Consider the following 23,225-nt stretch of genomic DNA (forward strand, 5'->3'; position numbering starts at 1 on the left):
AGTCGGAGAGGGGAAGAATTGGGAAAATTTTTCCTCTTCCTTCTTCCTTCTTCCTTCTTCCTTCTTCCTTCAACATCTGCTAAACGGGTTCTAGCTCATCTTCAAAGAACCAAGTCGAAAAACCGTCAAACTTGACAACCACGCCTACTCCGCTACCGTCAACCATTCTAAATCCGTCAACAGTGCCTACGGGATTCTGCTTTATCTTGCCCACTATATTTGGAGGTATCCGATCTCTGAGACGGCGCACCTTCACTCTCTGACCTACTTCTATTGCCACGGAAATTATTCTCCTGCTCTATATAACCTATATACAACCGTTTATTTTACAGTTTGGCGTCTACTTCGGAACAGCAACACCCTCCGTCGATCGCTCCCTAGGATTTTCCATCGAAATTTCCCCTAACTTTCCCTAAAAAACGGTATTCTAGTCGGAGTTTGTCGATCGTCTACCCTGATTCGCTTGGGTTTGCTTCATAATGTTCCACAGCGGCAAGCTCCACTGGCAGAGGCTGTTCACCACTTAGATAATTATTTTTTATTGAGTCGCAAAAATAAGTTTTTTATTAATTGCCACAACTACAGGATTTCTCCCCAATTAGTCATCCTTCAGGCAGAAGCCAAAAGACATTCAAAAGCAGTAATTAATTTTATGTTTGCTATATATAAATCTGCCCTCTCTGACGTTGACAACGGCGAAATTTCATGCTGTAAAAGCCTTTGAGTCTGGTTTGCCAAATTTCGCGAAGGTCAGATTTTAGTAAAGTGCCATGTTGTAACAGTTTACTAAAATCTGACCAAAAAAATAAGTTTTAATGCTAAACTTTCAGGCTGATAAAGTTTATTTTTGCTGCTGTGTTACGGCATAAAAAATGGAACGATTGCCGGATTTAGGGTGTGTGATACAGGAAAGGAAGTCTAGAAACTTCAATATGACAAAATTGAAATTATGAATAAAATTTTTACCTGTGGGCGATCGACCCAAATTCCGCTCCTAAGTTTGTCCTTGGCTGTGTTCGCCAGTCTGCAGCTTGGTCGTGCGACGATCGCCAGTCCGCTCTCTCCATCCCCCAAACAGCCGTCGATCGCTACTAAAATTATCTCGGTAGATGGAGTGCCAGCATTGCCAACCGACTCAAAATCTCCAAAAAATCCGGCAACAGTGGCAGCGAATTCATCCCCAGCAGAGACGATAAAGGCTCAGGGAACAGCGACGGGACGATCGCTCGAAATAGAAGAAATTCGCGGTACAGTCAGCTTTAAAGGGCGGCCAGCGGTCGTGGGCGATCGGCTACTCGCCCCCGGAGACGAAATCATCACCGGCCCCAATTCCACAGCCCGTTTAGGCATCGACAACAACATCGGCGTGGTGGAAGTTTCCGAAAAAACCGCAGTCAGGATATCCAGTTTGTCAAGCAGTGCAGGTGGCGAAAAAGACACAGCGATTTTTGTCAGCAGGGGGCGAGTCAGGTTGTCGATCGGCAGAAATGCTGCGACAACTCCCGCAGCCAACACCTCAACAATTATCCCGCCGAACCAAATAGTCGCCCTCAATACCTTCAGCGGACTCGGCAAATCCAGTCAAATTGCCCAACAAAAAAGTTCTGCCAAAACCGCCCCAGTCAGGGTTGAAACCCCAGAAGGCGTTGCCGGAGTCCGCGGCACCTCCTTTGGCGTCAGCGTCGCCGGAGGCAAAACCGCAGTCGAAACGATTGAAGGTGCAGTCGTAGTATCCGGCAACACCGACTCGGAAGTAGTTGTCAACAGCGGTAACGCCACGACTATTTTCCCTCTAACCTCGCCCGTGGCGCCCTCCGCCAGCCCTCGCCTAGCTCAACTTAAAGTCCGCAGGTTGTTGAGATTTAGCGGCAATATCTATCGCCTCAGCGGTCAAATTAACCCGATCGACACAGTTTATGTCAACAACGAAGAGATTAAGAGCGATCGAAATGGCAACTTCAAAATCCAAGGAATTTTACCTCCAAGCCGCCGCCTCCAAATCGTAGTGCGAGGGCCGTCAGTCACAGAACGGCACTACAGCCTCGCCGTTCCCTAAACAACCTCTCTCAGAGCAAATGGCGCGGCCAATCTCTGAGGATCTGAGTTAGATCGTAAGTTTTATTTGAGTTGATTATTTCGTGTAGGGGCGAAGCATTTCGCGGTGAAACTTCGTAAGCCCAGCCGCGTCTAAATCTTAAAGTCAAGTTTAATGCAATTATTGTGAGGTGTCCCGCCAGCCTACAAAAATAATTTAGATGCCCAACAAATTAGTCAAAATAAAGAAACTTGGCGTTAACCTTTCGCCATTACGGTATTGTAAGACTTCATAACTCTAATATGCGTTCCGGTTGCATCGGAATAATAAAATCGAGTCAACAGTTAACACTCAACCATTCAGTTTTTCGATACCGAGTCAAGAGTCAACAGTTAACAGTTAACAATCAACAGGAGTGCAACCGGAATTGATATATAGCAATCCTCCCATCATGTGTGAATTTATTACTCCCTCCCCTTGATAAGGGGAGGGTGGGGGTGGGGTAAAAAATTTACGACTCCTCCAAGGATTGATATAACTCCTCTCCAAGGTCGGACTCGAATGTCAATGATTCCGTCAAAATAATTGCATGAAGTTCAAAGAATGGATTGGTAATCTCAAACAAAATCAACTGCTCGGCCTGCGGCAATATATAGCTACAAACCCTCCCTGGATGACAGGGGCAGTAGTAGGTATAATGTCTGTCGCCATGATGCAAGTGGGAATGTGGAAACCCCTTGAATATTTGGGATACAAAACGCTATTTCAAATTCGAGAATCGGGAATTTTTCCAAATCCGGGATGGGATCAGAGAATTGTAGTAATTGCGATCGAACCGCATTCCTTGCAAGAATACGGTCAATTTCCTTGGCCCCGCAACCGCTACGCCCAACTGCTAGAAGCACTGAAAAAATCTCCCCCTACAGCAGTTGGTTTTGACATTCTTTTCCTCGATCCAAGTCCGAAAGATGATATTTTAGCCGCAGCAATTGCCGCCAACGGCAAAGTTGTACTCCCTAGAACCATCAAAGAAGAACCCATAGCATCTTTAAAAGCAGCCGCCGCAGGTGTCGGCCACATCGGGCAAGAAGCCGATAGCGACGGTATTACCCGCGAGTCAAAAATCTTTCTCAAGGGGATTCCTAATTTCGGTTTAGCAATGACTCACAGGTACAATGCTGCTAATCCCCAAGATCCAGTATTGCTTCCACAGTCAAAAAATAAGCAGGAAAAAAAAGTTTGGATTAACTGGCCGGGGAAAACAGAAAATCTATCTACCTATGCTTTTGTTGATGTCGTAGAAGGTAGAATTCCCGCAGACGCTCTGACCAATAAGTTAGTTTTAGTGGGCATAGTTGCTACGGGTTTCGACCCCATATCTTCACCTCTCAACAAGACTACGGCTGGGGTTTATTTATATGCAGCGTTGGTTGACAATTTGCTCAATCAACGCTTGCTGCAGCGCCTGCCGGTACTGGTAGAAATTTTGTTATTGTTGGGGATTGGCCCGCTTACCGCTTTGGTTCTGTGCAAGCGAGGTGTTAAAGAGAGAATTGCGATCGCTCTCGGTTTGCCTCTTGTTTGGATTGTGGCTGCTGCTTTGCTATTTGGCTTCTTTTTTTGGTGGGTTCCGATTGCCGCACCCATCGGCACCCTCATTTTATCTGGCACTGCTTTGCAACTGCGGGAACAGCACGAAAAGCAGCAGTTGATGAGGTTATTTGAAAAGCACGTCGCTCCGGAGACAGCTCAGCTTATTTGGGAACGCAAAGCTGAGATATTTGAACAGGGAGAACTCGAACCTCAAGAACTTACAGCAACGGTGCTGTTTATGGATATTCGTAGTTTTACTTCGATTTCCGAAAAAATGCGGCCGCGGGATTTGCTCACCTGGTTGAACAATTATTTGGAAGCGATGACCAACTGTATTATGGATCACGGCGGCGTTGTAGATAAATACATCGGTGATGCAATTATGGCAGTTTTTGGGGTGCCTTTTTGCCATACCGAATATCGACAAATTCAACAAGATGCTTTGAATGCAGTTGCGGCTTGCATTGCGATGCACGAAAAGCTGCACGAAATTAACCAGCAGCTTAGAATTGACCGCAAACCTTTAATTAAGTTTGGCATTGGTTTGCATACCGGACAGTTAGTTGCTGGCAGCGTCGGCGGTTCCCGGCGTTTGAATTATTCTGTGATCGGCGATGCTGTCAACGTTGCTGCTAGATTGGAGGCTATGAATAAGGAAATTGTTTCTGACAGTCCTTTTAATTTGTTGGTGACGGGGAGGACTTTTGCTTACGTGCGCGATCGCTACGAAGGCCAAAAAGTAGGATCAATTCAATTGCGCGGCAAAAGACAAGAGACTGTGGTTTATGCTATTTTGGGTGAAAAGCATTAGTCAGTTGTCAGTTGTCAGTTGTCAGTTGTCAGTTGTCAGTAGGGAAAATTACCTTTTTCCCAATTGCTCATTAGAGATTCCCAATTGCCCATTAGACATTCCTAATGACTACTGACAACTGACCGAAAGCATCCAGGATACAAGCCCCCGGATTCATCCGTGGAGAAATAAAAAACCTGTATCCGATAAACAAGCCGCCGAATTTATCCGTGGGGTCAATGCTTCAATTCTTTAATCTAAAATCTAAAATCTAAAATCTAAAATCGATTGACCAATCTAATCAAACACGCTTAGTCGCAGAGTTTTAGCTATTTGTTCTAACAGAAATAAGCCGCCGACCGAATTTCCGTCTTTATCCAAGGGCGGACTGTAAAAGCCGATCGCACCTTGACCCGGAATTACCGAGAGCATTGCCCCGCTAACTCCCGATTTGGCCGGCAGTCCCACCCGCAGCGCAAAGCCGCCCGATGCTTCATACAAACCGCAAGTGGCCATCAGTGCTTTGACAGTACGGCAGTTTTCCCCCATTGCTCGATCGCCACTATTTACCAAAACCATCCCCAGCTTAGCTAAATCCTCCACAGTTCCCGACAAACAGCAGACGCGATTGTAGGTTTCTAAAGCAATTTCCGCATTTTGAATATAACCCGATTCTACCATTTTTAAGGCGAGATTCCAATTATTTTGATTCGTTTTTTTTTTCACTGAATCGAGCATTAACTCGTCAACAAATAACTGACTGTTTGCCTGTTGATTCAGCCAAGTTCGCAAGTTTTGACAGCGCGCCACAGCATTTTGACCGGGCATCAAAGACGCTAGGGCGATCGCCCCGCTATTAATCATCGGATTTCTAGGCTTCCCTTGGTCTATTTCGAGTTGAGTTAAAGAATTGAAAGGCAGTTCCGAAGGCTCGCAGCCAACGCAGTCAAATACCGCTTTTTCGCCCAATTCGCACAGCAAATAAAGCAGCACGAAGGGCTTGATTACACTCATCAGCGGGAATGTTTGAGCAATACTACCCCAACTCAAAATTTGACCGTCAATTGCCCGCATTTGCACGGCAAACCTTTGTCTGTCTGCTCGCGCAAGGAGAGGTATGTAGGTAGGGATTTGACCGGATTTACTGCGATTTATTGCCTCTTTTGCCCAAACTTGCAGTTGTTCGGGTTGCAGGCAAGATAATTTGCTTGTGGATATTTGCACTCTCGATTATTTCGCTCATTTGAAATTTTAGATTGACATTCCTGGCGCGATGTTGAGCCGGAAACCCGGTTTATTAACCGAATTGCATCACTTGGACCCGCTGCGGGAAGAAATTGGGTTTGTTCGGGGAGATAAACCAAGCTCGAACTTCAGGCTATTGACGTTTCGACCCGCCGGGAGCAAATAAATTTTTCATAAAAAACCTGTACTTTGCATAAAAATCTCCCCTTCACCCCGATATATAAGTAGCAGCTTCAAGGCAACGCTGCTAGCCAAAACAAACAAGCCCTAGCTTGAAATGCCTTCAGATTCTTATGTTTAAGCCCCAGTAAGGGGCGGGGTGCATATTTAACTTAATTCTTTCAGAGTTCGCAAAATCCTGTCCGGAAAACCCCCGAACCTTTAAGAATGTACTATCCAACCGGATCTACCCAAACCAGGATAAAAAAATGGCAGATGAAGCGAAAGCAGAAGCACCAAAGCCCGCTCCAATGATTTTTAAGGGTGTGTGCAAGGAGGGAGTTCTCAAAGGCAAAGAAATTGAAGGCAAACTAGATATCAAAGTCAACGTTGAATCTGTCACAACCCCAGAAGCACCGCCCCAAAAATCCAAGTGGGAGCCAGTTATCTTTTGGGTATTGTTTGCAGTCATGGCAAACTTGATTGTCGGCGACCCCGCCGGAATGAGAAAATACAGCTCCCCACAAAGGTCTCATTCTCATCAGATTTTAAACCAATCTGGGGAGCAGTCGCTGTTGCCTAAGAAAAACACCAGCAACTTGCCACTTTAAGCTCTGGGAGCCTGCCAGCCACGCAAATAGTAATAGAAAGACCCGAAATATTCATCGAATACTCGCGTCGTAGTTACCAAAGCTTCTGCACTAGGCAAAAAATCTCCCGCGTCTAAGCGGAGTCTATTGGATTTCCCTCGTGAGGTGGGTTGAAAAGTGTAGAAGTCGGTAGCCCTAGGAATCACCTGGATTCCCATATTCGCAAAAGCGAGGCTGGCACGGCGCATCTGAATCGCAGATGTTACCAGGATTACTTTGCGCGGGGCGCCACGGCTGTCGAGTATTTTTCTCACCTCTTCAGCGCTGGTGCGTATGTTGCTGCCGTTATCGTCGAGAACGATACTGCTGCGCGGCACGCCCATGTTGTTTGCCAGCAAAGTCTCGATATCCTTAGCTTCGCCAACATAACCCTCCAACTCGGGCCTCGGACCAGCGGTAACGATGACCATAGGTGCCAGTTGTTTTCTGTACAAAACGGCAGCATAGGGCAAGCGATTGCCTGTATCTGTTAGTTGAATTGCCACTCGGTTGGGGATGTGAGGCTGAGTGGTTCCCTTGCCCAGCAGGACGATCGCCGCTGCGGTTTCGTCGCAGCAAACTGTGCGGACAGCCGCGGCAGCGTCCCGTTCTGCTTGCTCAGCGAACCAATAAGCGACAACTGGCATACTCGAAAGGATCAAAACTAGCAACGCTGCCAGGATCATTCTCGGCGCTGGGTTGCGGATGCCCCCGTTCGTGATCAGCGCCGATGCAATCACCAGCAGCGTGATTGAAAAACCCAGCGGCTTAAAGAAGAAGGCTATTAGGCCGAAAATCGCTGCTCCGACCGGGGTGTCTGGCGCAAAAAAAGCTAGAATCAAAAGGCTGATCAGCAGCAAAACGCGCAGCCGATCTAATAATGGATTGTCTTTGCCCCCTGATTGCTCCCACCACGATCTGAGCAGTGAGAACAGGAGGAATAGAAATAGAATGCGAGCTAACAGTTCTGGCATCTTGCAATATTCTGTGTCTTCATAAATTAGTACAGAAGTTTTGGAAACGAGCGCTAATTTAACTGCGGTAGGAAATACGGGCATCGGTGGGTTTTTAACTTTCGCGAATAACGCAGTCCGATCGCATTTATCCTGATGCTCGCTTCCGATCAGCTATCAACTATTGGTTGCAGGCTGCAAGCCCGCTACTTCCAGTCACAGATTGCTGACAGTTAATTGGTAATTGATAACTGGTAATGGTTGATTGATAATTGGTAATGAATCGAGCACGCCGCAGGTGAAATTGGCAATTCAACTCTGCTTTCTCCTGCCTGCTTTTTTTCGCCATTACCTGTTACCCATTCACCAATCCCAATTTATCGGCGCTTCAGTTGATTCCGAATTGCCTGCGTTACCGTTTGAATTACTTTAACACGAGCATAATACTTGTTATCGGCCGCAATTAGCGTCCAGGGAGCAGCCGGTGTGCTGGTGCGCTGAATCATTTGATTCACCGCCACTTCATAATAATTCCACTTTTCCCGATTCCGCCAATCTTCGTCGGTGAGTTTGTATTGTTTAAATGAATTGTTTTGTCGCTCTGTAAACCGCTTTAGTTGCTCGTCAGGACTGATGTGCAGCCAGAATTTAACTAAGACACAACCGAAACTGGTGAGTTGCTCCTCAAATTCGTTGATTTCCTGATAAGCTCGGCGCCATTCGGGTTCGCCGGCAAATCCTTCGACTCGCTCGACCAGAACTCTACCATACCAACTACGATCGCAAATGCTGATTTTACCAGCCGTTGGCAGCCGTCGCCAGAACCGCCAGAGGTAGTGATGCGCTTTTTCTTCGTCTGTCGGGGCCCCAAAGGCATTAACGATATAACTGCGGGGGTCTAATATGTCCGTCAAGCGTTTGATTGCTCCTCCTTTACCGGCAGCGTCCCAACCTTCAAACATCACTAACACGGGGATTTCCTCTTCGTAGATGCTTTGTTGGAGTTTCCCAAAACGGGTTTGTTCTTCGCGAAGTTGCTGTTTGTATTCGTCGGGCGACAGCGATTGAGTTAAATCTACTTGGGCCAGCAAGTCGGGTTCGGTGGGTTGCAACCTTTCTTGAGGTGGCAATTTCACAGGTGCAGATTGCATCGGCAGTCTGTCTAAGGCTTCTGTAATTGTCGCTGCCATTTGCGTTAAAACTTTGACTCTCGCCCACCGTTGACAATCGCCTTCTACTAGCGTCCAAGGTGCGGGGCCCGTGCCGGTTTGGGCTACCATTTCTTCGGCAAAAGTTGTGTATTCTTCGTATTTTTTGGCTTGTTTCCAATCTTCGGGCCGCACTCGCCAAGCTTGTAAGGTGTCGTCTTCTAGTTTTTTGAGCCGATGCTTGAGTTCTTTTTTGCTGAGGTGAATCCAAAATTTGGCAATTGCGGCGCCGTCATCTACCATCTGCCGCTCGAAGGCGTTGATTTGCCGGATGGCTGTCGGTACTTCTGCGTCGGAGACTCGATCGAACAACCGATCTTCTAAAAGATGAGTGTACCAACTGTGGTAAAAAAAACCAATTTTGCCGCGGGCGGGGAGTTTCTGCCAAAACCGCCACAGGAAAGGATAGCCCATTTCTGCATCTGACGGCGGCCAAATCGGATGGACGGCAAACCCGCGCGGGTCCATGTACCCCACCATTTTTTTTACCAGCGCGCCTTTGCCGGCGGCTGCCCAGCCTTCGAGCACGATAATTGCGGGCAATTTTTTTTCCCTGCAGGCCAGTTGGAGCGATCGCAACTGTTGCATTAAAATTTCTATCTTGGCATCATAGGTTTCTTTATCCAGGGAAATATCTATATCGAGGTTGTCGAGCATATTTACCTCATATTAATCTGTAAAAAACAGTTTAACGTTAGTTTAACGTTAGGATAAAATTAAATCCTCAACTCCGGGAAAAACGTTATAAAAATTACAGTTACGGCTGGTTAAAAGCGCGGTGCTTCTGCCGAATCCAGGCTCCCGTTAATAGTAACAGAACTTCTATTACATTAAACTTGCAAAAAAGAAACGCAGCGGTTATAGTTGAACTAGGCCACTTTTTAATAGGTTCAACTTCTCCTCTCCCCCAAGCGGGCGAGTTAACAGGAGGAGCAACAAATCCCTGAAACAGGATTTATTGTAAAACAGAGCAAAAGTAAAAACCAACTACCCAGTGGGGGTGACAACTTCTTTACTTAGCTTCATCAAATTTATTTAAACAACAGTTAGTCAAGCACCAGCCTTGATAACTTTGAGGAAGCTGCTTGCGAACATTGGGCGCTCCTCCAGTCTGAGACTCACATACAAAACTAGCCCAAAAAGGCAAACCGATTTTTATGATTGCGCTATGAGATAAAACCTGAAAGCCTGGGTGATATAAACAGGTTTCTGAGTTTTATCGACACCATTTTCAAATACTAAAAACAGTTTAGATGCGGGCTCGTGTGCCCGCCCCACAAGAGTATTTATTTCTTGTGGAACAGGCCGGAAAGCCTGTTACTGACATTTGTGCAAAATGTCTGAATTACTGTACTTGTTTGCCAATACCCATTAACAGGAACAGTCCGAAATTACGGATTGTAAGTTTTCTATGAATATCTTGACAACACGCTCCTACAGGGGCGAAACTGACTGGTGCGCGATCGCCAATTTGATTGATGCTTGCGAAGCAGTCGATCGACTCGGCGAAGAAGTCTCAGCAACTGAACTCAAGCTAATACTTGATGCACCAAAACTCGACCAAGCCCGCGACGTGCAGTTGTGGGAAGATGGTAATTACAAACTAATCGGTTTAGCACTCCTAGATATGCCCGATTCGCCAGAGGAAATAGACGCTTGTCTCTGGTTTTACGTGCATCCAAACGTGCGCGGCGCAGGTTTGGAAAAAGACATAATTAAATGGGGCGAAAAGCGGCTGCGCGAAGTAGGAAAAGAACGCAATTTGCCGGCAAAATTGCGTACCTACAGCCGTGAGGACAAAACCGATGAGATGCGGCTGTTAGAGAAACAGGGCTTTGAAGTCGATCGCTATTTTTGGACAATGGCCCGATCCCTCGCCGAACCGATTCCCGCGCCGGAATTCCCTGCGGATTTTGCACTAACACACGTATCGGGAGAACAAGACATCCAACCCTGGGTAGAAATGTTCAACCAGTCATTTATCGATCACTGGAATCACCACGATTTAAATGCGGAAACCGTGCGTTATTGGATGCAAGACGCCAATTATCAGCCGGAATTAGATTTGATTGCTGTTTCGGGCGATCACAAATTTGCTGCTTTCTGCGACTGTCAAATCAAACCCCAAAAAAACGCCCGCAGCGGCACAAAAGACGGTTGGATTGAATTGTTGGGTACGCGGCGCGACTTTCGGAAAATGGGTTTAGGAAAAGCGATGCTGCTGGCGGGTTTGCACTCCTTAAAAGCGGCGGGTGCAAATACTGCGAAACTCAGCGTCGATGCTGACAGTTTGACGGGAGCGACAAAGCTTTACAAATCAGTCGGTTTCCGCCCGATGGAAACTTGGATCGAGTGGGCAAAAGCCGTGTAATATCAAATCTGGTTAGATATCACATCTTGCACCATTAGCAATAAGTTTTTCAAGAATAGACAAGATGCCTGTTCCACAATAAACTTAATGTTTTGTGGAACAGGCATCTTGCCTGTTCGCAAGAAGCGAGACCGTCGCACTGTGTCATTGTTCGCTTTGTTTGGTGACTTCGACATAAATATGTTCTAATCGCACCGGATACCGAGCGATTGAGTCAATAGAAATCCCCTCGAACAGCAAAATAATCTCTTTTAATTCTAAACGTTCCGGCAGCCAAAAAGCTAAATCGCTACCGTAGCGGCGGGGGATGAAACTGTATTTTTGAGCGCGGGCGATGACTTCAGCTTCTTCCTCGGTTTTTACCACGATAATTTCTTGAGCCGGAATTAGTTTTTGCAACTCCTCCAAACTGCCCTCAGCGACAATACTGCCATTTTTCAGAATTCCGATTTTCTGACAAAGACGCTCAGCTTCATCCAACAAATGAGTTGTCAGCAAAACTGTAATTCCTTCAGCTTGCAATCGCTGAATTAACTCCCAAATTTCATAGCGAGCCTCAATATCTAAACCCGTTGTCGGTTCGTCTAAAATTACTAATTTAGGCTGGTGTACCAAAGCTACCGCAATATTCAAACGGCGCTGCATTCCTCCGCTCAAAGTTTCTACTGGGCTGGTAGCTCTATCTGTCAAATTTACTGCTTTCAAACAGTGTCTTACTTGATAGCGGCGCTGTTTGCGCTCTAAGCCGTAAATTTGAGCAAAAAAGTTGAGGTTTTCCTCGCAACTAAGGCTTTTGTAAAGCAAATTTTCTTGGGGCGCTACACCTATTAATAATTTAGTAGCTTCGGAAACAGGTTCGCCATTGATAGAAACTTTGCCGCTGTCTGCATTGAGCAAATTGCATAAAATATTGATAGTTGTAGTTTTTCCCGCCCCGTTTGGTCCGAGCAAACCGTAAATTTCTCCAGCTTGGATGTGCAGTGTTAAATCTTGAAGCACTGAACGCTCGCCATAGGACTTATTTAGCTTTTCTATTTGCAGCACTGCTTTAATTCTCCGTATTATTTTATATATTTACGGTTGTTTCTGAACGATTAAACCGCAGAGAGCGTAGAGGGCGCTGAGTCTCCAGAATAGAGAGATGAATAATTACGACATAATGAGATAGTTTTAAAGTCTTCTTTCTACTCTCAACATCCGCCGATAAGACAGCCATCCGGCTACTATCATTAAAACAGCAAAGATGCACAAAAACCCGAAGTGTTCGGCAATATCAGCCAAATCTTTGCCGTCAGCCCACACGCCCATCAGCGCTTCGTTCATGTGATAAATTGGATTGTACTGCGCGAGTTCCAGCAGACTTTTGGGAAACAGCGAAGTCGGCAAAAATGCGCCTCCTAAAATCAACAAAGGGACGCCGAAAGCTGCTACTAGGGAGTTGACATCTTCAGTGCGCCTCGCAAACTGGGTGCCGAGAATAAAGCCTACACCTACATAAGATACAATACTCAGTAAAATAATCGCACATCCTAACACAATAGAGCCTTGAAATTGTGCTCCTAAACAAGAGGCGATCGTGTATACTAAAATTACCTGGCCGATGCCGATGCAACTGTGAGCCAGGAAAATCCCTAAAAAGTAAGAAGTGCCGCTCAGCGGGGAAATAAATAAGCGTTTGAGGGTATGCTGTTCTCGCTCTGCTACTACCGTTGCTACGCTACCACCGAGACAGCTAAAAAATAAAGCTGCTCCTACTAAGCTTGCAGGGGCGGCAGTTTCAAAAGCTTTTGCTGTTGTCAGTTGCGCGCGTTCTGCTAAAATTAAGGCGTTAATAATCAAGATAGAAATCGGAAAGATAGCCCAAAAAATTAAACTGCGTCTTCGCCTTCCCAATTCTATTAAAATTCGCTGGGCTACAGCGAGGGTTTCGTACCAGTATTTCATCTTAAGTTTTTTAGCATTGTTATTGTCTGAAATCAAAAATTAAAGTTAATAGTTTATGATACAGTCATGAAATAAGCTTGTCAAATAACTGTTTAAAATGTACACCATTGAATTAACATCAACGAATTGGTGAAAAACAGAATAAGGCAACGGAGGAAACGGCACTGCCGTTTCCTGATTTCCGGTAACGGGTAAAATCAACCCGATTGGATAATGAAATTACCCTTGCGAGTCCTCTCTTGATATAACCATCGAAAACACGGCTATTGAGGAGACGGCAATACCGTTTCCCCACCCCAAAATCATCAATAATTCTTACTTAATCGTAAAGTTCTTACCTCTGTAGCATCCTTGAAAAGAAGTTAAACTGGTGCGGTTTCTCTGTTCCAATTTAGTCACGAGGGAAGAAGTATTGCTACTTTCAGGGGTAGCACCCCATTTGTAGATAAAGTCGCCGAGATAGTCTCCGGTTTCTTCGTAGCTGTGCTCTTCAATTGGAATTCCCGAAACTCCTGAAACAGTTTGGTTTTGGTATCCGTTAACGATGATTTTTTCGATAACTGCGCCCGGTTCTACAGTGACATTCCAGTTAACCGGTTCGTAGGCTGAAAGTGCGAGAATTATCGGCTTGTTTTGGCGTTCTACTTTGACTTCGATCGCACTTTTAGATAAATCTCGGTTCTTGTGATCCGCATTAGCTTCGTAAACGCCTATTAAATGAAGTTCTTTATTTCCGCTTGAGGAACCGATATAAGCTGAAAAATCGTCGGAACCGCCAAGCCCGCAGTTAGCTGCAGAACTAATTGGGGAAATAAAAGCAGCTTTTTCGGCTAGTTTCTGCTGCACCGTTGGCACTACCCACAATCCAGTTCCGATGCCTAAAGCACCTATCAAAGCGGCAGCTATACCGAAAGGAAGGGCATTTGTGAGGTTGCGAACAACTGGTTTGGCTGTTAGTTGAGATAGCGTTTGCTGCCAAGTTTCACCAGTTTGTCGATCGGCATTGCCGCCATCGAGACAGGCCAATAAACCTAAACTTTCCGGCTGTTCGAGCAGACTTTGAACAGTTTTCCCTTCGCCGACGTAGAGATTTCTAGTTTCGGTGTCTAAAAGCAACCAGTAGCGATCGCCCTCGCCGAGGTTGTACTGTTGTAGGGCAGGATCGACTAAATCGTGCTGCAAAAACACCAGCCAAGCCATATTATTGCCAGTGCCGACTGTTTTGCCGTCGCTGGAAATAAGTTGGTCGATGTCGGGTTCCCAGCGCCAAGCTACCCAGCGACTATCTCCTCGATAGCCGAGGGATTTTTCTAGTTGCGGATGAGCGGTTATTTCTAAGCGTTGAACTAAGTTTGACACTAGATGTCCTCCTCAAGTGCGATCGGGTCTAGAGCAATTTTGTTCCAATTTATTAAAACAAATATTTTGCTCATGAAGAGCCTCCGAATAATCGGGTTAATTTTGTCTCGCTAATGTTATCAGCCGGTACTTTCCCAACCACACTGGCTTAACAAAAATATGCCTGTTGAATGGGTTAGCTTGAGAACTTGGAGCTGGCAAGCACCCGCCTGGTAATAATTTTAACCTTTACTGATAACTAATCCTGTTAGGGATTAAAGCGGGCTATCTATCACCTGGTTTTCCCGTTTTGAAAGAATACTTGGGCGATAGCGTCTACAAGTTCTTAGCTTAACTTTTATTTGGCTACTCTGCTACCAAATATGCCGATCGCACCTGACATCAATATTACGCAGGCAAATAAATATTCCGGCTTTCTCGCGGGTGAACTATCCCTGAAAAAGAGATGGTTTCAGAGAAACCGGGTTTCTGTAAAAGTTCTGACACTTCGCCTATTACTGGCGGGGGCCATCAATCGCATCTCTAGTCGGTGCAACACCTCCAGGGCCAAAGGAACTCGGCGGCACTCTCGGAAGATTGAGATTGGGATTGGGAACTAAATCGCTGTTGCTGTCGCCAGCAGTTCCACCCGTGGGAGACGCACTATTATTATTGGGATTGGTACTCGGTGAACTTCCCGGATTGAGATTATTCTGATTGGTATTCGGCGCAGTTCCCGGATTGGCATTATTGGGAGTAATATAGGGCGCACTTCCCGGATTGAGATTATTGGGATTAGTATTGGGCGAAGTTCCCGGATTCTGATTATTGGGATTAGTATTGGGCGAAGTTCCCGGATTCTGATTATTCTGATTGGTATTGGGCGAAGTTCCCGGATTCTGATTATTCTGATTGGTATTGGGCGCTGTCCCCGGATTCTGATTATTCTGATTGTTGGGATTTGCCGTGCCTGCAGGAGTAGTTATCGGCGTGCCGGCACCATCGATGGTGATGGCGTTGGGGTTCGGGGGAGCAGGCGGAGCACCTCCATTGGGGTTATTTGCAGGAGCATTGGCGGGGTTGCCCGCAACCGGAGCAGTGTTTTGGGGAGCAGCATTGCTGCCGCACAAGCTGACTAAATCAAAAGTTGTGCCGCCTGGGGTTTCGATGAAGCAAACAGGCACATTTACTTGGGGGTTTGAGGCTCTAGGAAAATCGGCTGTTCCCGGCATGGGACGGCTAAAGGCAGCTTCAGCCATCAGTGGGGTCAAGGCCGCCGATAGAGCGGCGATTGTTCGCAATAATCTCATCAGCGTTTCCTCAAATGTATAATTTTATTTTCTCCAGTATTGCCCATAAATCGCCAAGTGTCGTCACTCTAAAAGCCGATCGATCTTTTTGACAACTGCTTCTACAGGGCCACCGCTGGCTAAAACATCTGGCGCAGGCAGAAAGGACAGGTATAAAAAGCCGATAGTGACATATTCGCACATCCTTTTCCCTTCTTCCTTGATATTTTTAGTAGCGAATTCGCGGGTCAATGTAAGCATTCAAAATATCAATTACAATGCTGGCAATTACGACAATTGCAGCAAAAAATACCACAATACCTTGAACTGTTGGATAATCCCGCAAGCTAATCGCTTCGTAAAGGCGATTTGCCAACCCCGGCCAAGAAAAAGTAACCTCTGTTAAAATAGCACCGCCCAACAGTGCAGCAAAAGTCAATCCTAAAACAGTAATCACCGGAATTAGTGCATTTTTCAGAGCGTGAGCCCATAAAATTTGCAATTCGGGAATGCCGCGAGCTCTAGCTGCTTCGACATAATCTGCTTGCAAAGTTTGCTTGAGATTCACCCTGACAATGCGCTCGAAAATGCCGCTCAAAAGAATCCCCAGCGTCAAACTCGGAAGTGCCAAATAATGCAAAGATGTGAGAAACTGACCAGGGTTAGCGCTCAGGAGACTGTCAATCGTGTATAGTCCTGTGTAGCCTTCGGGAGCGGGGAATGTCACGGGAAAGCGAGTTCCCAAGGGAAACCAGCCCAACTGCACCGCGAAAATCAATTGCAAAACCATGCCAGCCCAAAAAGCGGGCAGCGAGTAAGTGATAATGCCAAACAAACGGCCTGCAGCATCGAAAATAGTGTTGGGGCGGGATGCTGCTAAGGAACCGATACTGATGCCGACAATTAAAGCTATGGCCATGCTACAAACTGCTAATTCCACTGTAGCGGGGAAATAATCTCCGATAATTTGCCACACGGTTTGTCCGCGAGTGGTGATTGAGGTTCCCAAGTCCAGACTGAATAAGTCTTTCATGTATTTGAGATATTGCTGCCACAGGGGTGCGTCGAGGCCGAGTTGAGTTCGCATTGCTTCTTTGGCGGCTGCGGGAGCTCGTGAGCCGAGAATAGCATCTATGGGGTCGCCCGGAGTGGCCCGCAAGAGCAAAAATACTGCTGTGGTGATTGTCCACAACATTAGCGGTGCGAGGAGTAAGCGGAGAAAAATATAAGATTGCAGGGCTTTGGAACGAGACATAATATTTGGGAATTGCCAATTGGAAATTGGAAATAGACAGTTGAGTGGATGTTACTTACATCTTGCACCATTCTCAAGAACAGGCAAGATGCCTGTTCCACAACAGATAAATTTTCTTGTGGGCCGTTGGTCCGACGCCGCGCTGAAAGCATGATTGAGAATGGTGCAATATCTCAGTTTTAGCAATTGTCGATCGCCAATTACGAATTCCTGATTTTCCTATTCGCCCAGCAGCGATTCAAATGCAGCTTGCAAAGACTTGATATCGCCTACTCTGGCTACTAACAAGTTTTCGCTGCCGGCATCCTGCAGCCTGTGTCTCCAATACTGGATGCTATCCGAGTTGTTCATCCAGAAACTAATCACGGTGTCTACAACTCGATCGACATCCCAGCCGCGGTTAGGAGAAACTGTCTCTACGGATGCCACAAACGCATCGAGAGTGCACTTTCGGTTTGCCAAGTATTCTACACCGGACGGCTGCTGTTGTTGCAGCAATTCCTGCTGCTGGTTGAAAAACGTTAAAGTTGGAGATACGCCCAGGATTTCAAATGTATAGTTCATGTCATCCTCCAGAAGTATTATTTTGCCCAAATGTCGATAGTCCAAAAAAGCCAAAAACGCTTTACTTTGCTGGCGTTGATGAAATGCAGGTGCTTCAATTATCCTCTGTGTAGTCGATGGCTTACGCCCCGCTACGCTACGGGATTGTAGCCGCTTATCTTATTTAATAGCAAATTTTTTAACACCAGATTGTCACAGAATTTACATTTGTCCTGGCACTGTAGAAAAAATTAAAATCAAATTTTTATTAACCAGGCGTAAGGAAGACAATGCCCACCCGGAGAAAGTGAGCTTATTTTAGATTTAAAAGTTGAGATTAAAAAATTGAATAATTGGCAATGACTGATGACAACCAAAGTGGGGAACACGGGCCTAAAGTTGCTTTTTTTACAGGGTGTGACTTTGTGACCGGGAGTCTGCAGAGCGATCGCCACATTCAGGCAAGTAGTGGCAGGATTAATATTACAATTTTTTACACTAGCGGTGGAAACCTCAGCCCCGTTTTGAGCGATCGGCTACCGCACTTCACTATTGCTGTACAATTTTGTAACTTATATCTAGGGCATCTTTTAAACGACAAACGATACCCAAACCCGTAGGTGTCACAATATTGATGTTATTGAAAAGTCTGAGCAGTTGTGTGATGAAAAGCTCGCCCAAGATGTCACTAAGCCTAGTCTTGTTGATACCGCTGGTGGTGCAAATCTCCGTAGCAGTCGGCGTGACAGGATGGCTGTCGTTTCGCAACGGCCAGAAAGCTGTTAATGACCTTGCTACTAGGTTAAGCTTGGAAGTCGCAGCCAGGACTAAAGAAAATTTCCGCAGTTTTGGGGAGGTGTCTCATCTATTCCTGCAAATGAATACTGCTGCGATCGCCTCTGGAAACCTAGACCCGGAAGACTTCCCCAACTTAGAGCGCTATTTGTGGAACCAGACCAAGCTGAGCGATCGAACTACCACCATCTACTACGGCGACGAACAGGGCAAGTTCCTCTTGCTCAAGAGAGAAGCAGAAGACTTAGTATACATCAGAGACGAATCAACCGCGCCCAACCGCCAAATTTATCGCTTGGATAGCCAGGGAAATCGCACTGAGCTAATCCAAACCGCCACCTATGACCCCCGTACAAGACCTTGGTACAAAACTGCCAAACAGTCAGGAAAAGCCACTTGGTCGCCCATCTACGTCTTCACGGCCTCGCCAGTTCTGGGGATTACGCCGGTGATGCCAATTTACAATGAAACAGGAAACCTGCGGGGGGTACTGGCCATTGACCTGACTCTTTCTCAAATCAGCGATTTTCTCAAAAGCATCAAAATTAGCCCGTCGGGACAAGTTTTCGCGATCGAACGCAGCGGAGAAATAGTCGGTAGTTCCACAGACGAACTGCCCTTTGTCACCGACAAAGACGGACAAAAACGGCTGTTGGCGACACAGAGCAAAAATTTGCTAATTCGATCGGCCTCCACATACTTGCAAAAACGATTTGGCAGCTTTGAACAAATTGACAGGCAAGGACAGTTTACCTTCGATCTAGACGGCAAACGTCAATTCATTACGGTTGCTCCCCTGCAAGACGGCCGCGGTCTCGATTGGCTGATTGTAGTGGCTATCCCGGAAGCAGACTTTATGGAGCAAATTAACGCCAACACTCGCATAACTATCTTATTGTGCTTTTTTGCCTTCGTACTGGCGATCGCACTCGGAATTTTCACCTCTCGCTGGGTTATTCAACCGATTACCCGATTGCTGGAAGCTTCCAAAGCTTTAACAAAAATGTCCGAATCCTCCGACTTCACCTCCTCGGATTTTGACGGCGAAGTCGAAGTTCAAGGCGTCAACGAACTCGGTCTCCTAGCTCAGTCTTTCAATCACATGGCCAGACAATTGCGATCGTCTTTTGTCGCCCTAGAACAAACCAACTCCAGTTTAGAACAACGAGTAGCAGAACGCACGGCAGAACTCGAAGCCGCCGAAGCAGAATTGCGGGCTTTGTTTGCCGCCATGAACGAATTAATTATAGTTGTGGACTCCACCGGCCGCTACTTAAAAATCGCGCCTACAAATATTTCCCTGCTCTACAAACCAGCCGAAGAATTAGTTGGCAAAACAGTCGGAGAGCTGTTTCCGCAAGCTGCAGCCGACAATTTTCTTAACCATATTGGAGCAGCTTTAGATACTCAGCAAACTGTCAGCATCGAGTACGATTTAATCATTGACGGCCGCGAAGTTTGTTTTGCCACCAGCATTTCGCCGCTTTCAGAAGAATCCGTAATTTGCGTAATCCGCGATATTACTGAACAGAAGCGAGCCGAATCGGTGCGACGCCAAAGGCAAAAACAATTGCTCAAACAAAATACGGTTTTGGTAGAACTCGCAAGAAATAAAGCACTTTATCGAGGCGATTTAAAAGTAGCTTTGAGGCAAATCACCGAAGCGGCTGCTCATACCCTAGATACAGAAGGAGCCGGAGCGTGGCTGTATGATGAGAGTCGATCGAAACTGCAATGTCTCGACCAATTTAGCCGCAGCAACCACCAGCATTCCCAAGGTAATGAACTCGCAGCAGCAGACTATCCAGCTTATTTTCAAGCTTTGGAAGAACACCGGACGATCGCAGCCGAGGACGCTCTTTCAGATATTAGAACTAGAGAATTTGCGGAATCTTACTTTTCACAAGCTGGCACTATTTCTACCTTAGACGCGCCCGTGCGACTCGGCGGACAAACAGTGGGAGTCATCTGTATAGAACAAGTGGGAACTCCTCGCAACTGGACATTAGAAGAACAAAATTTTGCTGCTTCCCTGGCAGATTTGGTATCATTGGCGATCGAAGCCAGCGAGCGCGATCGTACACAAATCGCTCTGCGTCAAGCAGAACAAAAATATCGCAGCATCTTTGAAAATGCAGTCGAAGGTATTTTTCAAAGAACCCCCGAAGGTCGTTTCTTGAGCGTAAATCCAGCTTTAGCCCGCATCTACGGCTACGCCACTCCCGAAGAATTGACATCCAATCTCACAAACATCAGACAGCAAGCTTACGTCAATCCTCAGCAGCGCGACAAGTTTATCCAGGCGATGGAAGAATTCGGAGAAATTTCGGGGTTTGAGTCAGAAGTTTACCGCGTTGACGGCAGCGTAATTTGGATTTCTGAAAGCGCCCGTGCAGTGTGCGACGCCGACGGCGAGGTACTCTACTATGAAGGCAGCGTCGAGGATATTAGCGATCGAAAAGTCTTTGAATCCGCCTTGCAACTCGCCGTAGAAGCAGCCGAAGCCGCTTCCACCGCAAAAAGCGCATTTTTGGCAAACATGAGCCACGAACTGCGAACACCTCTGAATGCCATCATCGGCTACAGCGAAATGCTCCAAGAAGAAACCGAAGAATTGGGCTACGATGAACTCATCCCAGATTTAGACAAAATCCGCACTTCCGGCAGACACTTGCTGTCGCTAATTAACGACATTCTCGACATTTCTAAAATCGAAGCCGGCCGCATGGATCTTTACTTAGAAACCTTCGACATCGCCGCTTTGATTGAAGAAGTAGCATCTACCGCCGTGCCACTAATTGAGAAAAACGGCAACACTCTAAACTTGCGTCAAATTAGCAACATCGGCACTATGCACGGTGACATTACCAAAGTGCAGCAGATTTTATTAAATTTGCTGAGCAATGCCGCCAAATTCACTCAAAACGGTACAATTACTCTCACAGCCCGCCGAGAAAAAATTGCCGATGAAAGTAGCGAATATAGACAAGAAAACGCTTCTGAACCTGCGGCGAATTCAGAATCTTCAATTGCTAGTAAAGAATTTTTAGTTGTTAATTGTATAGATACAGGAATTGGGATGAATCTAGACCAGTTGCAGCACATTTTCCAACCCTTTACCCAAGCAGACGCTTCTACCACGCGCAAGTACGGCGGCACCGGTTTGGGACTGGCAATCAGCCAGCGTTTTTGCCTCATGATGGGCGGCAATATTTCAGTAAAAAGTCAGGAGGGTGTTGGCTCTACTTTTACGATCCGCTTACCTCTAAATAATTAGCAGAAAACGTAAGGATTCAGGTCTAAATTTGAGGAATTAAAGATGGTTCTTGCATATCTGGATTAACCATCGCTTTTATAGCTTGCTCAAAAAAATTAATTACGGAACGTTCTTGACGACGACAAGCTTGTACAACAGTTAATAAATTGGCAGTATGTTTAAACCGCTCCATTGAACGGGAACCGCCACTAACCTTTCTTTTTGTTACTGCTAGCCGGAGTGTTCGCTCTGCTAAGGAATGAAAAATAAATAAGTTGATGAGTTATCTGTTATAAGGAAAAAAGTGTGAGGTTACAATTTTCACTCCTACAGAGCTCTACTCACAACAGATTTTTCTACTTAACTATTCTAATTTACTTTTAAATCCATGTCTTATTCTAATTCAATTGAGTCAGAAATGAAAAAAATTTATAAATCCTTCTTAGAAAAGGATAAAAGAAGGTATGCAGCTAGAGAATCTCAAAAATTAGGATGGGATGGAATTAGCTATGTAATGCAAATTTTGGTATGCAGTCGAAATACCATCATCAAGGGAATAGAAGATTTAGAAAAAATGGACTCAGAGACACTCAATAGTTCCAGGATCAGAAAGAAAAAAGGGGGAAGAAAAAGTATTTTGTCTACTCAAATCGGCATTGATGCAGCATTTTAAGAATTTTTAAAAAATCACACAGCCGGAGAACCCATGAATGAGTTAATCAAATAAACTAATTTGACGCATAAAGAAATAGCTTCTGGACTACACGCGGCGGGTTTTACCATTAGTCTCCCCTTAGTTGCCAAACTATTAAAAAAGCATGGGTATGTGAAACGAAAAGCTCAAAAAAAACCAACAATAGGAATTAATAAGAATCGGGATGCTCAATTTAAAAACATTGCTAGAATTTATGCAGAGTATAGAGAAGCAAGCAATCCTATTATTAGTTTTGATACCAAAAAGAAAGAAGCTTTAGAAAATTTGTATCGTCCGGGAACTCTCTATACAAAAAAACCTGTCACTACTTTGGATCATGATTTTTGGAGTTTAGGTCACGGTAAAGTGATTCCCCATGGGATTTATGATTGTCAACAAAACCGAGGATATATAACATTAGGAAATAGTAAAGATACCAGTGAATTCGCCTGTGAGTCTTTAAAAAAATGGTGGAATAATTATGGTAAAGCTACCTACCCTAACGCTAATTATATCTTGGCAAAATGTGATGGGGGAGGGTAAGGATTCAGGTCTAAATTTGAGGAATCAAAGATGGTTCTTGCATATCTGGATTAACTATCGCTTTTATAGCTTGCTCAAAAAAATCAATTACGGAACGTCCTTGACGACGACAAGTTTGTACAACCGTTAATAAATTGGCAGTATGTTTAAACCGCTCCATTGAACGGGAACCGCCACTCACCTTTCTTTTTGTTACTGCTAGCCGGAGTGTTCGCTCTGCTAAGTTATTGTCTGGAGGTATCTCTGGATGGTCTAAAAAATACCACCCTTGATCTGTTTTGTTTCGTAGCGAGCGCAAAAGCTTACTGGCTTCTCCCCCTGCGAATGCAATCCACTTATCAAGAGAGGACTTAACTTTTAGTTTAAACTCCCAAGCCCAAGCAAACAACTCACTTATATTTTGGTTCTGTTGGAATAAGCTGTAATTCTTAAATGCTTCGTCAATCAGCTTAACAAACTTTTCCCCAATTTTTTGATTGTTCAAACCTGGAAGCTGGATGAGTTTTTTAACCCACATTCCGCAGATGTGTGTGGAATTTTTTATCAGTTGTGAAAAGTTGGAGTCAAAAAGTTTTTCCCTTTAAC

At 45.5% G+C, this 23,225-nt stretch carries 18 protein-coding genes and 2 pseudogenes; 8 read left to right on the forward strand and 12 right to left on the reverse strand.

Annotated elements, in window-relative coordinates; all coding sequences use genetic code 11:
- Window positions 1-79: 79 nt before the first annotated feature.
- Window positions 80-280 (reverse strand): cytochrome b6f subunit PetP, encoded by a 201-nt coding sequence (petP, locus tag QUA74_RS19820; RefSeq protein ID WP_333332637.1) that lies wholly within the window; start codon window positions 278-280, stop codon window positions 80-82.
- Window positions 281-949: 669 nt separating this feature from the next.
- Between petP and QUA74_RS19825 the strand changes: the two genes are divergently transcribed.
- Window positions 950-2,056, forward strand: a complete 1,107-nt coding sequence (locus QUA74_RS19825) for a FecR family protein (protein WP_333332640.1) — start codon at window positions 950-952, stop codon at window positions 2,054-2,056.
- Between the two features lie 568 nt (window positions 2,057-2,624).
- On the forward strand, window positions 2,625-4,439 hold the full coding sequence (locus tag QUA74_RS19830) for an adenylate/guanylate cyclase domain-containing protein (protein ID WP_333332643.1): 1,815 nt from the start codon (window positions 2,625-2,627) through the stop codon (window positions 4,437-4,439).
- 276 nt (window positions 4,440-4,715) lie between these two features.
- Here QUA74_RS19830 and glsA read toward each other — a convergent pair whose 3' ends face one another.
- Window positions 4,716-5,642 carry a glutaminase A gene (gene glsA, locus QUA74_RS19835; protein ID WP_333332646.1) on the reverse strand — a complete coding sequence of 309 codons (927 nt, stop codon included), beginning with the start codon at window positions 5,640-5,642 and terminating at the stop codon, window positions 4,716-4,718.
- Between the two features lie 449 nt (window positions 5,643-6,091).
- Between glsA and QUA74_RS19840 the strand changes: the two genes are divergently transcribed.
- Window positions 6,092-6,433 carry a hypothetical protein gene (locus QUA74_RS19840; protein ID WP_333332649.1) on the forward strand — a complete coding sequence of 114 codons (342 nt, stop codon included), beginning with the start codon at window positions 6,092-6,094 and terminating at the stop codon, window positions 6,431-6,433.
- On the opposite strand, the gene QUA74_RS19845 is transcribed toward QUA74_RS19840, so the two are convergent.
- Together QUA74_RS19845 and pap are read right to left on the reverse strand one after the other, a co-directional pair.
- Window positions 6,430-7,509, reverse strand: a complete 1,080-nt coding sequence (locus QUA74_RS19845; RefSeq protein WP_333332652.1) for a YdcF family protein — start codon at window positions 7,507-7,509, stop codon at window positions 6,430-6,432. The two genes, QUA74_RS19840 and QUA74_RS19845, sit on opposite strands and share 4 nt — an antisense overlap.
- A 272-nt stretch (window positions 7,510-7,781) precedes the next feature.
- On the reverse strand, window positions 7,782-9,269 hold the full coding sequence (gene pap, locus QUA74_RS19850; protein ID WP_333332655.1) for a polyphosphate:AMP phosphotransferase: 1,488 nt from the start codon (window positions 9,267-9,269) through the stop codon (window positions 7,782-7,784).
- Window positions 9,270-10,023: 754 nt separating this feature from the next.
- Here pap and QUA74_RS19855 point away from each other — a divergent pair.
- Window positions 10,024-10,983: a GNAT family N-acetyltransferase gene (locus tag QUA74_RS19855; RefSeq protein WP_333332658.1), complete on the forward strand. Its 960-nt coding sequence runs from the start codon at window positions 10,024-10,026 to the stop codon at window positions 10,981-10,983.
- A 144-nt stretch (window positions 10,984-11,127) separates the two neighbouring features.
- Here the strand turns inward: QUA74_RS19855 and QUA74_RS19860 are convergent, their stop codons facing one another.
- The 6 genes from QUA74_RS19860 to QUA74_RS19885 form a co-directional block, all read right to left on the reverse strand.
- Complete coding sequence (locus QUA74_RS19860; RefSeq protein ID WP_333332662.1) at window positions 11,128-12,027, reverse strand: ABC transporter ATP-binding protein; 900 nt, start codon at window positions 12,025-12,027, stop codon at window positions 11,128-11,130.
- Between the two features lie 126 nt (window positions 12,028-12,153).
- On the reverse strand, window positions 12,154-12,963 hold the full coding sequence (locus QUA74_RS19865) for an ABC transporter permease (protein ID WP_445301491.1): 810 nt from the start codon (window positions 12,961-12,963) through the stop codon (window positions 12,154-12,156).
- A gap of 279 nt (window positions 12,964-13,242) precedes the next feature.
- Complete coding sequence (locus QUA74_RS19870) at window positions 13,243-14,286, reverse strand: hypothetical protein (RefSeq protein ID WP_333332665.1); 1,044 nt, start codon at window positions 14,284-14,286, stop codon at window positions 13,243-13,245.
- Between the two features lie 494 nt (window positions 14,287-14,780).
- On the reverse strand, window positions 14,781-15,575 hold the full coding sequence (locus QUA74_RS19875) for a hypothetical protein (protein WP_333332668.1): 795 nt from the start codon (window positions 15,573-15,575) through the stop codon (window positions 14,781-14,783).
- A gap of 208 nt (window positions 15,576-15,783) precedes the next feature.
- Window positions 15,784-16,809, reverse strand: coding sequence for an ABC transporter permease (locus QUA74_RS19880; protein WP_333332671.1), 1,026 nt, complete (start codon window positions 16,807-16,809; stop codon window positions 15,784-15,786).
- A gap of 219 nt (window positions 16,810-17,028) precedes the next feature.
- The gene (locus QUA74_RS19885; RefSeq protein ID WP_242721486.1) at window positions 17,029-17,373 is read right to left on the reverse strand and encodes a hypothetical protein; all 345 of its coding nucleotides are present in this window, start codon (window positions 17,371-17,373) and stop codon (window positions 17,029-17,031) included.
- Window positions 17,374-17,711: 338 nt separating this feature from the next.
- On the opposite strand from QUA74_RS19885, the gene QUA74_RS19890 reads away from it, so the two are divergent.
- Together QUA74_RS19890 and QUA74_RS19895 are read left to right on the forward strand one after the other, a co-directional pair.
- On the forward strand, window positions 17,712-17,972 hold the full coding sequence (locus QUA74_RS19890; protein ID WP_333332674.1) for a hypothetical protein: 261 nt from the start codon (window positions 17,712-17,714) through the stop codon (window positions 17,970-17,972).
- A gap of 44 nt (window positions 17,973-18,016) precedes the next feature.
- Window positions 18,017-21,424, forward strand: coding sequence for a PAS domain S-box protein (locus QUA74_RS19895; RefSeq protein WP_333332676.1), 3,408 nt, complete (start codon window positions 18,017-18,019; stop codon window positions 21,422-21,424).
- Window positions 21,425-21,446: 22 nt separating this feature from the next.
- Here the strand turns inward: QUA74_RS19895 and QUA74_RS19900 are convergent.
- Window positions 21,447-21,665: pseudogene (locus QUA74_RS19900) on the reverse strand (IS66 family transposase); the annotation flags it as partial.
- Between the two features lie 126 nt (window positions 21,666-21,791).
- Here QUA74_RS19900 and QUA74_RS19905 point away from each other — a divergent pair.
- On the forward strand, window positions 21,792-22,076 hold the full coding sequence (locus tag QUA74_RS19905; RefSeq protein ID WP_333332678.1) for a hypothetical protein: 285 nt from the start codon (window positions 21,792-21,794) through the stop codon (window positions 22,074-22,076).
- A gap of 60 nt (window positions 22,077-22,136) precedes the next feature.
- Window positions 22,137-22,640 (forward strand): ISAzo13-like element transposase-related protein, encoded by a 504-nt coding sequence (locus QUA74_RS19910; RefSeq protein WP_333332681.1) that lies wholly within the window; start codon window positions 22,137-22,139, stop codon window positions 22,638-22,640.
- A gap of 10 nt (window positions 22,641-22,650) precedes the next feature.
- Here the strand turns inward: QUA74_RS19910 and QUA74_RS19915 are convergent.
- A pseudogene (locus QUA74_RS19915) lies at window positions 22,651-23,148 on the reverse strand (IS66 family transposase); the annotation flags it as partial.
- Window positions 23,149-23,225: the final 77 nt, after the last annotated feature.

It is taken from the genome of Microcoleus sp. LAD1_D3 (genome assembly GCF_036702135.1).
Classification (GTDB): domain Bacteria; phylum Cyanobacteriota; class Cyanobacteriia; order Cyanobacteriales; family Microcoleaceae; genus Microcoleus.

Coding starts and splice junctions, on each gene's coding strand:
- QUA74_RS19825 (WP_333332640.1), top strand. CDS start 950: ATGAATAAAATTTTTACCTGTGGGCGATCGACCCAAATTCCGCTCCTA.
- QUA74_RS19830 (WP_333332643.1), top strand. CDS start 2,625: ATGAAGTTCAAAGAATGGATTGGTAATCTCAAACAAAATCAACTGCTC.
- QUA74_RS19890 (WP_333332674.1), top strand. CDS start 17,712: ATGACTGATGACAACCAAAGTGGGGAACACGGGCCTAAAGTTGCTTTT.
- QUA74_RS19875 (WP_333332668.1), bottom strand. CDS start 15,575: ATGAGATTATTGCGAACAATCGCCGCTCTATCGGCGGCCTTGACCCCA.
- QUA74_RS19885 (WP_242721486.1), bottom strand. CDS start 17,373: ATGAACTATACATTTGAAATCCTGGGCGTATCTCCAACTTTAACGTTT.
- QUA74_RS19855 (WP_333332658.1), top strand. CDS start 10,024: ATGAATATCTTGACAACACGCTCCTACAGGGGCGAAACTGACTGGTGC.
- QUA74_RS19880 (WP_333332671.1), bottom strand. CDS start 16,809: ATGTCTCGTTCCAAAGCCCTGCAATCTTATATTTTTCTCCGCTTACTC.
- pap (WP_333332655.1), bottom strand. CDS start 9,269: ATGCTCGACAACCTCGATATAGATATTTCCCTGGATAAAGAAACCTAT.
- QUA74_RS19895 (WP_333332676.1), top strand. CDS start 18,017: ATGAAAAGCTCGCCCAAGATGTCACTAAGCCTAGTCTTGTTGATACCG.
- QUA74_RS19905 (WP_333332678.1), top strand. CDS start 21,792: ATGTCTTATTCTAATTCAATTGAGTCAGAAATGAAAAAAATTTATAAA.
- QUA74_RS19840 (WP_333332649.1), top strand. CDS start 6,092: ATGGCAGATGAAGCGAAAGCAGAAGCACCAAAGCCCGCTCCAATGATT.
- QUA74_RS19845 (WP_333332652.1), bottom strand. CDS start 7,509: ATGCCCGTATTTCCTACCGCAGTTAAATTAGCGCTCGTTTCCAAAACT.